Annotated in this window: 14 protein-coding genes; 5 read left to right on the top strand and 9 right to left on the bottom strand. The window is 59.9% G+C overall.

The features are described 5' to 3' along the window. The first annotated feature begins 135 nt into the window (after window positions 1-135). Complete coding sequence (locus BDB13_RS10880) at window positions 136-1200, top strand: alpha/beta hydrolase (protein ID WP_094271651.1); 1065 nt, start codon at window positions 136-138, stop codon at window positions 1198-1200. An 81-nt stretch (window positions 1201-1281) separates the two neighbouring features. Then, window positions 1282-3330 (top strand): prolyl oligopeptidase family serine peptidase, encoded by a 2049-nt coding sequence (locus BDB13_RS10875; protein WP_094271650.1) that lies wholly within the window; start codon window positions 1282-1284, stop codon window positions 3328-3330. Here the strand turns inward: BDB13_RS10875 and BDB13_RS10870 are convergent. Next, the gene (locus BDB13_RS10870) at window positions 3308-4141 is read right to left on the bottom strand and encodes an alpha/beta hydrolase family protein (protein ID WP_094274839.1); all 834 of its coding nucleotides are present in this window, start codon (window positions 4139-4141) and stop codon (window positions 3308-3310) included. The genes BDB13_RS10875 and BDB13_RS10870 overlap by 23 nt on opposite strands. Before the next feature lie 45 nt (window positions 4142-4186). Next, window positions 4187-5101 carry a polyphosphate kinase 2 gene (ppk2, locus tag BDB13_RS10865; protein WP_176459562.1) on the bottom strand — a complete coding sequence of 305 codons (915 nt, stop codon included), beginning with the start codon at window positions 5099-5101 and terminating at the stop codon, window positions 4187-4189. A gap of 137 nt (window positions 5102-5238) precedes the next feature. Here ppk2 and BDB13_RS10860 point away from each other — a divergent pair, with 137 nt between their 5' ends. Next, window positions 5239-5442: a PspC domain-containing protein gene (locus BDB13_RS10860; protein ID WP_094274837.1), complete on the top strand. Its 204-nt coding sequence runs from the start codon at window positions 5239-5241 to the stop codon at window positions 5440-5442. A gap of 130 nt (window positions 5443-5572) precedes the next feature. On the opposite strand, the gene BDB13_RS32075 is transcribed toward BDB13_RS10860, so the two are convergent. The 3 genes from BDB13_RS32075 to BDB13_RS10850 all read right to left on the bottom strand — a co-directional run bounded on the left by BDB13_RS32075 (window position 5573) and on the right by BDB13_RS10850 (window position 7755). Then, window positions 5573-5716 (bottom strand): hypothetical protein, encoded by a 144-nt coding sequence (locus tag BDB13_RS32075; protein ID WP_169635181.1) that lies wholly within the window; start codon window positions 5714-5716, stop codon window positions 5573-5575. A gap of 63 nt (window positions 5717-5779) precedes the next feature. Continuing rightward, on the bottom strand, window positions 5780-5968 hold the full coding sequence (locus BDB13_RS10855) for a hypothetical protein (RefSeq protein ID WP_094271649.1): 189 nt from the start codon (window positions 5966-5968) through the stop codon (window positions 5780-5782). Between the two features lie 341 nt (window positions 5969-6309). After that, entirely contained in the window at window positions 6310-7755 is a 1446-nt protein-coding gene (locus BDB13_RS10850) for a wax ester/triacylglycerol synthase domain-containing protein (protein ID WP_094271648.1), read from the bottom strand. 462 nt (window positions 7756-8217) lie between these two features. Here BDB13_RS10850 and BDB13_RS10845 point away from each other — a divergent pair, with 462 nt between their 5' ends. Next, a complete protein-coding gene (locus BDB13_RS10845; protein WP_094274836.1) occupies window positions 8218-9015 on the top strand; it encodes an IclR family transcriptional regulator in 798 nt (265 codons plus the stop codon). Window positions 9016-9019: 4 nt separating this feature from the next. On the opposite strand, the gene BDB13_RS10840 is transcribed toward BDB13_RS10845, so the two are convergent. Continuing rightward, on the bottom strand, window positions 9020-9559 hold the full coding sequence (locus tag BDB13_RS10840; protein ID WP_094271647.1) for a VOC family protein: 540 nt from the start codon (window positions 9557-9559) through the stop codon (window positions 9020-9022). A gap of 764 nt (window positions 9560-10323) precedes the next feature. On the opposite strand from BDB13_RS10840, the gene BDB13_RS10835 reads away from it, so the two are divergent. Continuing rightward, window positions 10324-11163, top strand: coding sequence for a DUF559 domain-containing protein (locus tag BDB13_RS10835; RefSeq protein ID WP_094271646.1), 840 nt, complete (start codon window positions 10324-10326; stop codon window positions 11161-11163). A gap of 289 nt (window positions 11164-11452) precedes the next feature. Here the strand turns inward: BDB13_RS10835 and groL are convergent, their stop codons facing one another. From groL to BDB13_RS10820, 3 genes are all read right to left on the bottom strand, one after another. Beyond that, window positions 11453-13075 carry a chaperonin GroEL gene (gene groL, locus BDB13_RS10830; RefSeq protein WP_094274835.1) on the bottom strand — a complete coding sequence of 541 codons (1623 nt, stop codon included), beginning with the start codon at window positions 13073-13075 and terminating at the stop codon, window positions 11453-11455. Between the two features lie 245 nt (window positions 13076-13320). Continuing rightward, window positions 13321-13878, bottom strand: coding sequence for a DUF6764 family protein (locus tag BDB13_RS10825; protein WP_094271645.1), 558 nt, complete (start codon window positions 13876-13878; stop codon window positions 13321-13323). Between the two features lie 80 nt (window positions 13879-13958). Next, a complete protein-coding gene (locus tag BDB13_RS10820; protein WP_094271644.1) occupies window positions 13959-14744 on the bottom strand; it encodes an HAD-IIA family hydrolase in 786 nt (261 codons plus the stop codon). Window positions 14745-14769: the final 25 nt, after the last annotated feature.

Here is a 14769-nt window from a genome sequence, read left to right as displayed (position 1 = left end):
GCGGGGCCGAATGCTGTATTACCGGGCACCGAAACGGTCAAAAAGACCACCTGACCATGATGTTTCTGGTTTACTGACCGAAGACATTGATCCCGAACGTCTTTCGGGGCAAAAGTAGTGGAGGTTTCAGAGAGTATGGGCGCTCGTACATTCAAGCGTGGCCGTATGGTCGCCGCGATAGCAGCCGTTTCCGTATTGCCGATGCTGATCAGTCCGGCCGTGTCCTCCGCGGGTGGAGATACAGCAGCCAGCGGAAATACAACTGCCACCGCGGCAGTGGCCAAGGTCAACGCAACGGGTTCCAAGCTCTCGAGCCGCGCCGACAACGGACGCAAGACCACCATCAAGGTGTTCTCCCCGTCCATGGGCCGCGATATCCCACTCGAGGTCATCACCCCCGCAGATACCAGCGAGCAGCGCCCGACGCTCTACCTCCTCAACGGAGCGGGCGGCGGCGAGGACACTGCGACCTGGCAGGTCAAGACCGACATCATGAACTTTTTCCAGGAAAAGAACGTCAACGTCGTCACCCCACTCGAAGGCGCATTCAGCTACTACACCGACTGGGTGAACGACGATCCGGCTCTCGGACGTCAGAAGTGGCAGACGTTCCTCACCGAGGAACTCCCGCCCGTCATCGACAAGGAATTCAACACCAACGGCGTCCAGTCGATCTCCGCGATCTCGATGACCGCCACGTCGGTCCTGAACCTCGCCATCGCGAAGCCCGGCTTCTACAAGAGCGTCGGTGCGTACAGCGGTTGCGCCGAGACCAGCACTCCCATCGGCCAGAACTCGATTCAGCTGGTCACCGGCGGCAGAGGCGGCGCAGACATCACCAACATGTGGGGCCCGCTCGACGGCCCGGGCTGGGTTGCCAACGACCCGGTTGTCAACGCCGAGAAGCTGCGCGGCACCGAGCTGTACGTCTCCACCGGATCCGGTCTGCCCGGCCCGCATGACAACCTCGCCAACGAAGCAGTCAACGGTCAGGCCGTAGCCCTGGCCAACCAGATCATCGTCGGCGGCGTCATCGAGGCAGCAGTCAACCACTGCACACACAACCTCGCCTACCGCCTCCACGACCTGAACATCCCGGCCACGTTCGACTTCAAGCCCGTCGGTACCCACTCGTGGGGTTACTGGCAGGACGATCTCCACAACTCCTGGCCGATGATCGCGCGTTCGCTCGACATCTGAGTTCAACAATTCGACCCCGCTCCCACAGCTTCTCGGGAGCGGGGTCGAATACTGTCATCGGGTAGCAGTAAGAATGAACCCATGACTTCCGACAATGATCCGTACCTCTGGCTCGAAGATGTCACGGGCGAGGCCGCTCTCGATTGGGTGCGGGCGCACAATGCCGTCACCGAAGCACAACTCGCCTCCGGTGAGCGGTTCGAGGAAATGCAGTCGGATATCCGCGAGGTCCTCGATACCGACGCGCGCATACCGTACGTCCGACGACGCGGCGAGTACCTGTACAACTTCTGGCGAGACGGCGTCAATATTCGTGGCCTGTGGCGACGCACCACCCTCGAGCAGTATCAAAGCGAGAATCCCGAGTGGGACGTGCTCGTCGATCTCGATGCGTTGGCCGAAGCCGAGGGCGAAAACTGGGTCTGGAAGGGCACGCAGTTGCTTCGCCCCCTTCGGAATCGCGCACTGATCAGCCTGTCCCGCGGCGGAGCGGATGCTGCAGTGGTTCGCGAATTCGACATCGAGACAAGACAATTCCTCGATGCCGACGGCCCACAATCAGGCTTCTACCTTCCTGAAGCCAAGACCGATATCGACTGGATCGACATCGATACCGTCTATGTCGGAACGGATACCGGCGAAGGTTCTCTCACCGATTCGGGTTACCCGCGCCTGGCGATGCGGTGGAAGCGCGGCACTCCCCTTTCCAGCGCCGAGACGATCTACGCGGGCGAGAGCACCGACGTCGCAATCTCAGCTTCCCATGATCCGACGCCCGGCTTCGAGCGCGACTTCGTCACTCGCTCAGTCGATTTCTACAATTCGCGACGGTTCCAATTCACGACGGACGGCGAGTTGGTTCTGATCGATACGCCCGAGGACGCGGGAATCTCGATTCATCGCGAGTGGTTGCTGATTCGCACCAAGTCACCCTGGACCGTTGAGGGCACCGAGTACGCGACGGGCACCCTGCTGGCCGCTCGATACGACGATTACCTCGCAGGCTCCCGCGACCTGACAGTCGTCTTCGAACCCGACGAGCATTCTTCACTCGACCAATACAGTTGGACCCGGGACCATCTGATTCTGGTCATCCTGACCGATGTCCGCACCACTCTGCGACTTCTGACGCCGGTTGAAAATGGTTGGGAAAACCAGCCTTTCGAGGGTCTACCCGAACTGACCACCATCGAGATCCTTGATACCGATCCCGATGTAAGCAACGAGTACTTCCTCAATTCCAGCGGATATACCTCTCCCGCAACACTTCTGCACGGAGTCATCGGCGAATCCGAGCCCAGCGTCGTCAAATCTGCCCCGGCATTCTTCGACGCCGAAAATATTGTGACGCAACAGTTTTTTGCCACTTCCGTCGACGGAACCCAGATCCCCTACTTCGTGGTCCGAACCGAAGGCACCCAACCCGGCCCGACGCTTCTGTACGGCTACGGCGGATTCGAAGTTTCGATGACGCCGTCGTACAGCGGTTCCATCGGACGGGCGTGGCTCACGCGCGGTGGTACGTACGTCGTCGCCAATATTCGCGGCGGTGGCGAGTACGGGCCAGGGTGGCACACCCAGGTTGTGAAGGCCGGCCGTCACAAGGTCCACGAAGACTTCGCGGCTGTCGCGCGTGATCTGGTCGACCGCAAAATCGCCACGCCGGAGTTGTTGTCCGCTCAGGGCGGCAGCAACGGCGGATTGTTGATGGGCATCATGCTCACGAAGTACCCAGAGTTGTTCGGCGCCATCGTCTGTCAGGTTCCCCTGCTGGATATGCGACGGTTCCATCTCCTCCTGGCCGGCGCATCCTGGATGGCGGAGTACGGCGACCCCGACAACGCGGACGAGTGGTCCTTCATCTCGGAGTACTCGCCGTACCAGAACATCAGCGCGGACGCGTCGTACCCGCCGATTCTGATTGCAACGTCAACTCGCGACGACCGCGTGCATCCCGCGCATGCTCGCAAGATGGCAGCGCGGTTGGAGGAACTCGGCAAACCGGTTCTGTACTTCGAGAACATCGAGGGTGGGCACGGCGGCGCCGCCGACAATGCGCAGCTGGCCTACAAGAGTGCGCTGACCTACGAATTCTTGTGGCAGAAGCTCAGCGGTCACGCAGCCACGTGACGACGCGCTCGGTCACAGCCTCGGGTTTCCGGATCCAACCGTTGTGACCGAGTGGTTCGTCGATGTGCGCCATCGTCACTTGCGAGCCGGCTAGCTTGTCCACCAGGTTCTTTGCGGATCGGCGCGGAGCAAGATCGTCGTCGCCGATTGTCAGGGATAAGACCGGCAAGCTCAGCCGGGCGATCCGCTCCTCGTAGTCGATATCTGCGCCCACGGGTTCAATCTTGCCGGTGCGGGCAAACCTGGCCCAATCCGTGATCAGCACCTTCGATTGCCGTCCGAAGCCGCCCACATTCAGGCGATCACCGGGCCAGAAGCCCGCAATGTTGGCCGTCATCGACATCGCCGACGAACCCAGATACAGCCCCGGAGCCCGGATCCCCGGAAAGCCTCGGTGGTACGGCGAACCGGAAGCCACCAGGATCACCCCGCCGAGGTGGCCGCGAATCCGCGACGCGTACATCACGCCCAACTGTCCGCCCATGCTGTGGCCGAGCAGGAACGGTGTGCTGGCCGGGAATCTTTCGCGCACAACCTCGAACGTCGCCGGGAAATCGACCGACACCACGTCCTGATACCCGAAGGTGCTCGACGCGCTGGGACGTGGCCGGCTGTCGCCTTGGCCGCGCAGCTCCCCGATAGCGACATTGAAGCCTGCTGCCACCAGAGCTTCCGCCACCGGATCGTAAAACCCCGCCGGTACACCGAGACCGGGAAACATCACAACAACGGGGGCGTCGTCCTTCGGCCCGGGAAACAGCCGGATCGGAGTCAGGGTTCCGTCGGGCAGCTGGATCGGCACGGTCTCCATGCCTCTCACACTATCCACACCGGCGGCGCAGGTCAGCACATCCGGTTATTCGAGGCTGCCGACGATCAGCGGGTCGGGAGTGCCCACGATCTCGTGGTCCTTGTTGTCGTAGTCGAACTGGCTCAGGACATGTCGCATCGCGTTGATGCGGGCACGCTTCTTGTCATTGCTCTTGATGACGGTCCACGGCGCGGCTGCCGTATCAGTGAACCCAATCATCTCTTCCTTCGCCGCGGTGTACGCATCCCACTTGTCCAGGGAGGCAATATCCATCGGCGAGAGCTTCCACTGCCGCACCGGATCCACCTGGCGAATCGCGAAACGCGTCCGCTGCTCCAGAGATGACACGGAGAACCAGAACTTGATGAGGCTGATGCCGTCGTCGACAAGCATCTGCTCAAACAGCGGAACTTGCCGCAGAAAACGATCGTGCTCTTCGTCGGAACAGAAGCCCATCACGCGCTCCACCCCCGCCCGGTTGTACCAGGAGCGATCAAACATCACGAGCTCGCCGGCCGCCGGAAGATGCTGCACATAGCGTTGGAAATACCACTGCGTCGACTCTCGCGTCGACGGCTTTTCCAGCGCGACGACGCGAGCACCACGCGGATTGAGGTGTTCCATGAACCGCTTGATGGTGCCGCCCTTACCGGCAGCGTCGCGACCCTCGAACACTATCGCGTGACGGGCACCGGTCTCTTTCGACCAATTCTGCAGCTTCAACAGTTCGATCTGCAGTAGCCGCTTGACCTGCTCGTACTCGTCGCGAGGCATCCGTGAGTCGTACGGATATCCCTCACGCCAGGTGTCGACCTCGAAACCTTCCGGCGCAGTGAGCAATACGGGATCGTCGTCGTCACTGTCGTCGACGGTGAAGCCCGTCGTATCGGTCAGATCCACAGCGGTTGAGAGATCCGCGAAGGCACTCAGGAAGGGACGTCGTTCTGCTATGTCGGTCACTCGTGACAGGTTAGCCGCCGACAGCAACCATTCGGTGACACGGCGGTGAACAGGCGAGTCCGAGCGACTCGAAGATCAGGGAAATATCAGGGAGATTCCCGATGGTGTGCATGACCAGCGGGATCGAGAATTGGGATATGACATTCGAAAACCACACACCGAGACCATTCACCCGGTCCGCTGAAAACAAAATCCTTGCCGGAGTTTGCGGAGGAATAGCCACATACTTCAGTGTCGACGTCAATTTTGTTCGCGTTCTCACTGTTATTGCAGCTATATGCACTGGTGGAACTGCGGCATTAATTTATCTTGCGGCTTGGATGTTGATGCCATTGGACTAGTACTTTAGTACTAAATATTGTCTATTTCAGTGACAATTCGGCTATCAAATAGAACAATCAATTCGATCGATAACAGCATTTCGGGGCCATGCGGCATACGCATGGCCCCGAAACGGAAAGTATTTAGCCCTTACTTAGCGGCCTTGAGCGTTCCGCCGCTCAGTGCAGCGAGGGCGGTGAGGCCCTTGACTCCGAGCGCGGTCACGCTACCCATACCGGTACCGACGATCGTGCCGACAGATCCTGCAGCATCCATAATGGAACCTTCAATCATGACACTCTCCTTCGAAGTTGGTTTGTTGTCCAGGTTCTCTCAAAGCAGTTCAGAGCCGAAGAATCAGGGAGCGGGAGTAATAACTTCGGGACTGAAACTGATGGAATCGAACGATCCGAAGATCCCACCGGCGGCATCACTCAACGAACCGAAGAGGTTCGCTCCCAAGTTGTCCACCCCCAACAGCATTGCAATGAGATCCATCACGCCCTGGCCATTGTTTACGGCCAGGATATCCATCATTGAACCCATGTCTGAACTCCCTACATAGAAGATTCCCCCGCCGGGAAAGGCGTCTGTCGCGACGCCTCCTGCGGTCAACACGTGATGTGTTGTCCGCCACTGTAAGCCGTTCCATTGCCATTCGTCAGCGAAACGGACAAAAAAGTCGAATTAGTAATTCGCATCAATCCCTAATGCCGAATTGCGCTGCCGGTTCAATATTCGACCGACATAACTGGACAATGGTCCATATAAACAAATTGAACAATTGTCCAGATAAACATTGACCCTTACGCAGCACAGACTTTCCACTGACGCGCCCAACCCGGCAGGCCCGTCTTGGCGGCCGCCTACCGAACTTGCGCACGATGCTATTGCGCAGGGATGCGAACATCGCCTTCGACTGCAGCCAATAACGCGTCGAAGCTCTCGCGCAGTAGCACCACGTAATGCTCCGGGTCTGGCATCGCCCCACGAGCCACGATGACATTGAGCGTCAAGGCACCTCCTGCTGCGGCAATCAGAAAGTGGCGTAATACATCTCCGTCGACAGGTGCTTGTCCACCGAGAACGGCAACCGCCGGAGCGCCTTCGAAGACATTGCCGTCGATGGTCACCGGAACATTGCTTATCGTGGTGTGTTGCGTGACGTCGCGTTCCGTATTCATCTTGTTGAGGCGCCTTGCCAACCCGGTCAAGCGAAGCAATGCCGCGGGTGACGATTCGATCCGGGTGCTAAATTTCCGCACTGCCAGGTTGGAACTACGCGCCTTCGCCACCAGCGCGGAATCCCGGATGCGCGTGAGCTTCTCCACCGGATCGGCTACGTCGGAATGCAGATCCACCGTCAAGAGTGCGAGCTGGTTCGCGGATTCCCACTCGGCAATCTGCCGCATCGAGCGCGGAACCATCGCTGCCAGTGGACGTTCCGGTCGCTCACCCTTTTCGTCGAGATACTTGTTTAGCGCTCCGGCCACCACAGTCAGGAAGATATCGTTTACCGTGACACCCGGCACTGCCGCTCTGATCGCCTTGATGTCTGCGCCGTCGAGCGTGACAAAATCGAGGGCGAGATCTCCTTCCAACACATGGTTAAACCGCGTCGGCGGACGATCTGCGACATACTTCGCCAACTCGCCGGATTCCTCAGCCTGAGCAATCTCCTCGGCCGCAACCTTCGTGGCCGAGAGCCCCTTCCCGAATCGGATCAGTTGCCCGGGCATACCGAAGGCTGTGCGCCCCACCATCTCTACGAGCGGCAGCCCCGACTCTCGGGTGGATTCCTTGGGCTTCGCCGGCCCGGAGAACAACCGATTGGTGAGATTCCGGATCTCCAGACCATCGCCGGCACTGTGATGCGTCTTCAACATAATCAACGTCAGGTCGCCCGGTAGGTCGTCGATGCCGTGAATCCCGGTCATGACCTCCAGCTCCCAGGGAGGCCGCGTCAATTCCATCGGCGCGCTCAGCGACTTGCCCAAGAGCGCCTGAACCGGCGCCCACCCGGATCCCGACGCCTTGTGCACCCGAACATGATCGTCGACGTTGAACTCCGTTGCCGGTACCCAATACGGATAGTCCAGATCGAGGGGAACTCGCTGTACTCGACTCGTAAACAATGGCCAGTAGCCGAATCGTTCCGTAATCCACCGAACTGCGTCGGCGTGCGTCATGTCCGCGAGCGGATGACCCGTGGTGTCGAAGAAGTACGCGCAGACCATGTGACTGAGGTGGCCTTCGGACTCGTTGTAGATGAATTCCGCGTCGCGGGGACCTAGTTGAGATACCCCTGCTGCCAACGAACTTCGAAAGATCATATGCGCCCCTCAAATTCGACTATGGAAAGTTGGTCCGGATTCTAGCGACCCGAAGTCCGAGATTTCGGGTTCTGAGGAGATTCAGGGCGACTCGTTCACTCCCCGATCTCGAACCGAATTGGCGCCGACGATTCCCTGCCACCTTGCGTGCCAGTGCACGCAACTACGTGCACGGAGGCCCATCCAGCCATCTGGAGTCGAGTTGCGCGCATTCGCAAACGCGGCCGCCAACAACTAACTGAGCAATCTTGGCAAACTTCCAGACATGCGTGAACTGTTTCACTTATCGTGACTTTTCGACAGAAATTGCCCTATACTGGACATGAATCCAACCAACAGCAATGCTGAGGCTATCTATGCCGTCGGCAATACGTCCGCCTGGGCGGGCTATCCGTTTGCTAACCCCATTCCAGCGCAACTATGGTGACCGTGATCACGGAATTGCGGCTAGGTCAGGAGTTCATGGTGAGAACCACTCGCAAGGTGGACGATCCGGTATCGGTAGTGGATCGAATTTCGGCCATCCTCGAAACATTCGAAGGCACCGGGCCCCTCACGCTGTCGCAGGTAACGCAACGAACAGGCATCCCTCGTTCAACAGCGCACCGCCTACTCGAACAACTCCTCGCAAAACGCTGGCTCACCCGGCTTGATCATCGATACGAACTTGGCAGCAAGTCGTATGAACTCGGCCAGTGGGCGCTCAACCAGAACCGACTGCGCCTCGGCGCCGTACCTGTCCTGAACCAACTAGCTCGCTCGACCGGCCTGACGGTGCATCTCGCCGCGGTGAATAGTGGGGACACACTCTATTTAGGCCGCGTCCCGGGGCGCATACCGCTGACACTGCCCAGCCGAGTCGGTTCCCGAATGCCCGCGCACCTCACCGCCGTCGGCAAGGTAATTCTTGCCAACCTCGACGAAGACAAGGTTCGCGGTTCCATACCCACGCCGCTCCGCAAATCGACTCAGTACAGCATCGACTCGCAGGACCACCTTCACCAGGAGTTCGAACGCATCCGCGACCGCGGCTTCGCGACGGACCGCGAAGAATCTGTCCTCGGAATCGCTTGCATAGCAACATCTATCGGACCACGAGATCATCTCTACGGAAACCGGTCTGCGATCTCGGTCTGCGGGCCGATCGACGACATGAAGATGAACAAACTCGTCTCGACGGTCAGAATCGCAGCCCGCGATATCTGGGACACCTGCGTCGCCAACGATCTGCGATCACAGGATCGTTCCGAAGCTTCGTGACGGCCTATTCGTTCTGCTCGGCAACGCGTGCCATGAGCTGCGCGTAAATTGCACGATCAGTACGTGGCCCGCCCGGGGTCGAAGCGCCGTAGTGCTCGATCTCGGCCGCGATGTCCAGTGGCCGTGTGTACGCGACGCCCGGGGTGAGTTCACCGTCGAGCTGACCATCCGGCACGAGCCACGTGACTTCGAATTCGATTCCGTCGGGGTCCCGGCCGTAAAGGGCCTTTGTAGCAGCATGATTGGACGCTCCGGTGAGAGCGTTCGATGCCAGCATCCGATCATGACAGAGCGCGAGCTCGCCCAGAGTCTCCACCTCCCACGCCAGGTGATAGAGGCCTACGGCACCGTCGCGTGCACGTGGCGCTCTCGCCTGAAAAAGCCCCAAGTCGTGGTCATTCGCCGAATTCGCTCCCCGTAGGAATGCTCCGCCGGGAAAGTTGACCGGCAGCCGCTCGAACCCCAGTACATCGCAGTAGAACGCTGCACTCCCCTCGACGTCGGAAACGAACAACACCGCATGGTTCAGACTTCGGACAGCCATTGCATTCCTACCTTCAGCTCGGGTACTCAACGAGCACATTACTTTTGCTCGTGCCGCACCGCAGCACCGCCACAGCCGGCGCAGATCGTTGCGGGCAACCATGAAGTGCCGCAGTCACATTCACTGCGAAGGTGTGGGACGTCAGTACCAGCGACTCAGCTCAACGACCAAACTCGCCAAACACCAGGCTGGATGACTCCAGCGCACGTGTTTGACGAGATAGCCGTTGCATCGATCAGTCGAACCGCCCTGCTGTCAAAGAATTTCGGGAAACCCAAGTACTTCTATTGACCCCAGGGTAGATCTGACCCTGTCCAGAAGTTGTCGAACATCCCGGATAAAACTGCTGCCGCTGTAACCAGAACCGAATTAATCACGCTGATTTTTTCCCCTTCGGTAGATCATGAGTCAATTCATCACACATCCGCACAAGCCTGCCTGTGACATCTCACAAGGAGTGAAATCTGGTAGTACATAAAGGAATCCAGAGTTTCTGACATTCAGATTTCCGCCGAACCAACCGCCTCCGTGGCGATGTCCGGCATCACGCTAACGCAATTTTGCTCGCGTTGGTGAGCTTTCGGCTTACTACTTTAGGACTAGTTTGTAACCTGTTCTATTTTTGCTGGTCATGCACCCAGACGCCCGAAAAATAATGGTTCAGACAACACTTCTCGAGCCCACAACCATTCACAGGTACGTCATTTATCCACAGGAAAGTTTCGGAGCAAGCACGCCGACCCCGGTGCCGCCACAGTGTTCACATGGACGTGATCACCCGAAAGCAACTGCTCGATCGCGGGCTCGACAGCAGTGCGATTACTCGTGCCATACGTTCAGGAAAGCTTCACCGCATCCTGCCGTCGGTATATTCCACCGAAGAACCCGAGTACCTCGAGCGCTGCATCGCAGTCACCCTGTGGAAACCCGACGCGGTTCTCAGCCACACGACGGCCGCCTGGCTCTGGGGCCTGCTCGACGAGGAACCGCACCTCGTAGAAGCCACCGTGCCGGCGTCCACACAGGCGCGCAGCCCGTCGTGGATACGCCTGCACCGTCGAGCTCTAGCGTCCACGGACCTATGCGAGGGCCTACCAGTAGTGTCGATCGAGCAGTGCTTCATCGATGTCGCAACGGCACTGCCTCTCCCCCAATTGGAAGCGTTCTTCGACGCCGCGGTTTCAACTAAAGTGCCCTGGAAGTCGATCGCATTGCAGTGCGAGAATATGAAACGCATGCACGGAATACCTGCTGTGCGGAAACAACTTCGAACGTGCTGTCCGGGGACGCTATCCGAACCGGAACGTGTTGTCGCCCGAGCACTATCCGCACGCGACTTTCCTCTCGAGCTCAACGGCCGCGTCGGCAAGTACTACGGCGATCTCATGTGCCGGCGAGGTCGGGTGATCGTGGAGATCGACGGTCGCGAATTCCACACCGAGCCTGAGGTATTCAACAACGATCGGCGCCGACAGAACGTACTGATACTCGACGACTGGCTCGTGCTGCGCTACTCAGCCGCAACCGCGATGGCGCACCTGGACGAGGTGGTGGACGAAATCATCACGGTGGTGCGCAAACGTCGGCGGAGCCGGCGCACCTGAGTGCACATAACCACGCCCACACAAGCACATCCAGCCATCTGACCACGAGTTGCGTGCAACCACGAACACCGCGCCCACCACAACCACGCACCAGTGCACACAACCGCGCCCGCGCAGGCACATCCAGCCATCTGACCACGAGTTGCGTGCAACCACGAACACCGCGCCCACACAAGCACATCCAGCCATCTCACAACAAGTTGCGCGCAACCACACACACCGCGCCCATAAAGAAAGCCGGCCCACTCCCGAAGGAGTGGGCCGGCTCAGTGGAGCTAAGGGGATGGACTCAGAAGTCCATGCCGCCCATGCCGCCGGTGGGATCGCCTGCGGGAGCAGACTTCTCCGGCTTGTCAGCGACAACAGCTTCGGTCGTCAGGAACAGAGCCGCGATGGACGCTGCGTTCTGCAGTGCCGAGCGGGTGACCTTGACCGGGTCGTTGATGCCTGCAGCGAGCAGGTCTTCGTACTCGTTGGTCGCAGCGTTGAGGCCGTGACCTGCGGGCAGGTTAGCGACCTTGTCTGCAACAACGCCGGGCTCGAGGCCAGCGTTGAATGCGATCTGCTTGAGCGGTGCGGACAGTGCAACGCGAACGATGTTCGCGCCGGTTGCCTCGTCACCTTCGAGCTTGAGAGCGTCCAGGGCGGGAGCTGCCTGGATGAGTGCTACGCCGCCACCGGCGACGATGCCCTCTTCAACAGCTGCCTTAGCGTTACGCACTGCATCTTCGATGCGGTGCTTGCGCTCCTTGAGCTCAACCTCGGTAGCTGCTCCGGCCTTGATGACTGCAACGCCGCCGGCCAGCTTGGCCAGACGTTCCTGCAGCTTCTCGCGGTCATAATCCGAGTCGCTGTTCTCGATCTCAGCGCGGATCTGGTTGACGCGACCTGCGATGGCGTCGGCGTCGCCGGCACCTTCGACGATGGTGGTCTCGTCCTTGGTGATGACAACCTTGCGTGCCTGGCCGAGGAGCTCGAGGCCTGCGGTCTCCAAGGAGAGTCCGACCTCTTCGCTGATGACCTCTCCACCCGTGAGGATGGCGATGTCGGCGAGCTGAGCCTTACGACGGTCACCGAAGCCGGGAGCCTTGACGGCAACAGACTTGAAGGTGCCACGGATCTTGTTGACGACGAGGGTGGAGAGAGCTTCGCCCTCAACGTCCTCGGCGATGATCAGGAGCGGCTTGCCGGACTGGATGACCTTCTCCAGCAGGGGCAGCAGGTCCTTGACCGTGGAGATCTTGGAGCTGACGAGCAGGATGTAGACGTCTTCGAGGACGGCTTCCTGGCGCTCTGCATCGGTGGCGAAGTACGCCGAGATGTAGCCCTTGTCGAAGCGCATGCCCTCGGTGAGCTCGAGCTGCAGGCCGAAGGTGTTGGACTCCTCGACCGTGATGACGCCTTCCTTGCCGACCTTGTCCATTGCCTCGGCGATGAGCTCGCCGATGGACGGGTCGCCAGCGGAGATGCCAGCGGTAGCAGCGATCTGCTCCTTGGTGTCGATCTCCTTGGCGGTCTCGAGCAGGCGAGCTGTGACAGCCTCGACAGCCTTCTCGATGCCGCGCTTGAGGCCGAGCGGGTTCGCGCCGGCTGCGACGTTACGCAGGCCTTCGCGGACCAGTGCCTGAGCGAGAACGGTAGCGGTGGTGGTGCCGTCGCCAGCGACGTCGTCAGTCTTCTTGGCGACCTCCTTGACGAGCTCGGCACCGATCTTCTCGTACGGGTCGTCGAGCTCGATCTCCTTGGCGATGGAAACACCATCGTTGGTGATCGTGGGGGCGCCCCACTTCTTTTCGAGAACAACGTTGCGACCCTTGGGGCCCAACGTCACCTTGACAGCGTCGGCGAGGGCATTGAGGCCTCGCTCGAGGCCGCGACGTGCCTCTTCGTCGAACGCGATGATCTTTGCCATTGCGAAGTGATCCTCCGGATAGGGGGTGACACACAAGGTGACCGCTCGTCGGGTCACCTCATCGGCACAGGGCGACCGAATTTTGCCTGGTCACCCATCTAGCCTGTGGTCTGAGTCAGTGCCCGCGACGGACGACCGGGGGTGTCGATGGTTCCCGATCTCACTGCCTCGACCTGGCACTCACACCTCGTGAGTGCCAACTGCATTTTTAGCACTCGAGCGTGCCGAGTGCAAGGTAAAGGAACTCAGCCTGCGATGCAGAACTGTCCGTTGGTGAAGTTCACTGCAAAGGAAAGGGCGCCCATGCAGTTGACTCCGTTGGCATCGGACGTTGCCCCGGCGCCCCAGCCGGCGATGGCGAGCGTGACGTTTCCGTCTGCTGCACCGGAGCGGGCGATGCCGCCGCCGAGTGCGTAGGCGTGCGCCTGACCGTTGCCGCGCGAAGCACCGAGTGCCGTACCGAAGCCGTTGGCGTAGGAATTGGAGTAACCGTTGTCAGCCGAGACACTGACAGCCGTTCCGCTTTCCATGGCACCAGCCTGCGAACGTCCGGCGCCGACGGACTGCGCGCCGCAGCTCGCGGTCTCGGATACCTGAATGTCATTTGTTGCCGGCGGCGAAGCACACGTGACGGGAGCGGCGGATGCGGCTCCGGCTCCGGTCAGTGCCAGCCCGGCAGCCAAGCCCATTCCTACAGTCAATACAGCCCCTGTTCGCGCCAGGCGGCCCCCCAACCGATTACTGGCACTTCCGTTACCTCGCGAAAACGAGCGACGGGACCAGACTGACGAGATCAAGGGCATAGAAAACTCCTTCGTGGAACACGTTCATGGATTCGGGCGCGACAGTACCCGCTCTGCTGAACCCCGTCACGCTTTGAAGGTCACGACTTGAGCAAGGTTTCCAACAACGCTGGAAGATCCGCTACGGAGTCGATGACGTAGTCCGGCTGTTGCGTCGCCAATTCGAGCACCGCCTGCCGAAACTTGCCGGTACGCACCAGAACTCCGATCAAACCGACGCGCTGCGACGAGAGGATGTCGCCGATCAGATCGTCGCCCACCATGACTGTTGTCTCGGGGTCCACGTCCATCAATTCGGTTGCCGCGAGAAACCCCGTCAGCGACGGTTTGCCGACGGCGGCGATATTGACGCCCGCCACTTCTTCCAATCCTGGCAAGTAGGTTCCGGTATCGACGCGCAGGCCCGTGGCGGTCTCCCACATCATCCCGCGGTGCATCGCGACGACGGGCACACCGTCGAGCAGATATTCGAGGACGCGACTCAGCGCCTCGTGGGTGAATTCGGGGCCGGCGCCACCGAGGATGACAACATCCGGGTTCTTGTCGACGAGTTCGATTCCCTCGAGATCACTCGATACGTCGCCGTTGCTGAGCAGCCACGCCTTTGCCCCCGGATACGTCGTGCGCACGTACTCCGCTGTGAGCCTGGCGGCAGTGACGATCTGATCGGCCTCGACGGCAATTCCGGCGTCGCACAGGCCTTGCGCGATCAACTCCGAGCTGCGCGACGTGGTGTTGGTGAGAAAACCGCAGGCCAACCCCCGCTCGCGGACATCGCGAACTGCAGCACCTGCTCCCTCGATCGGTTGCCAGGATGTGAGCAGGACCCCGTCGATGTCGAATAGAACCCCTTCGATGTCGGCCATCGCACCAGCCTATAGTCGCAATCGC

The sequence above is a fragment of the Rhodococcus sp. OK302 genome, assembly GCF_002245895.1.
Classification (GTDB): Bacteria; Actinomycetota; Actinomycetes; order Mycobacteriales; family Mycobacteriaceae; genus Rhodococcus_F.
This window is presented reverse-complemented; position numbering and strand designations above follow the sequence as displayed.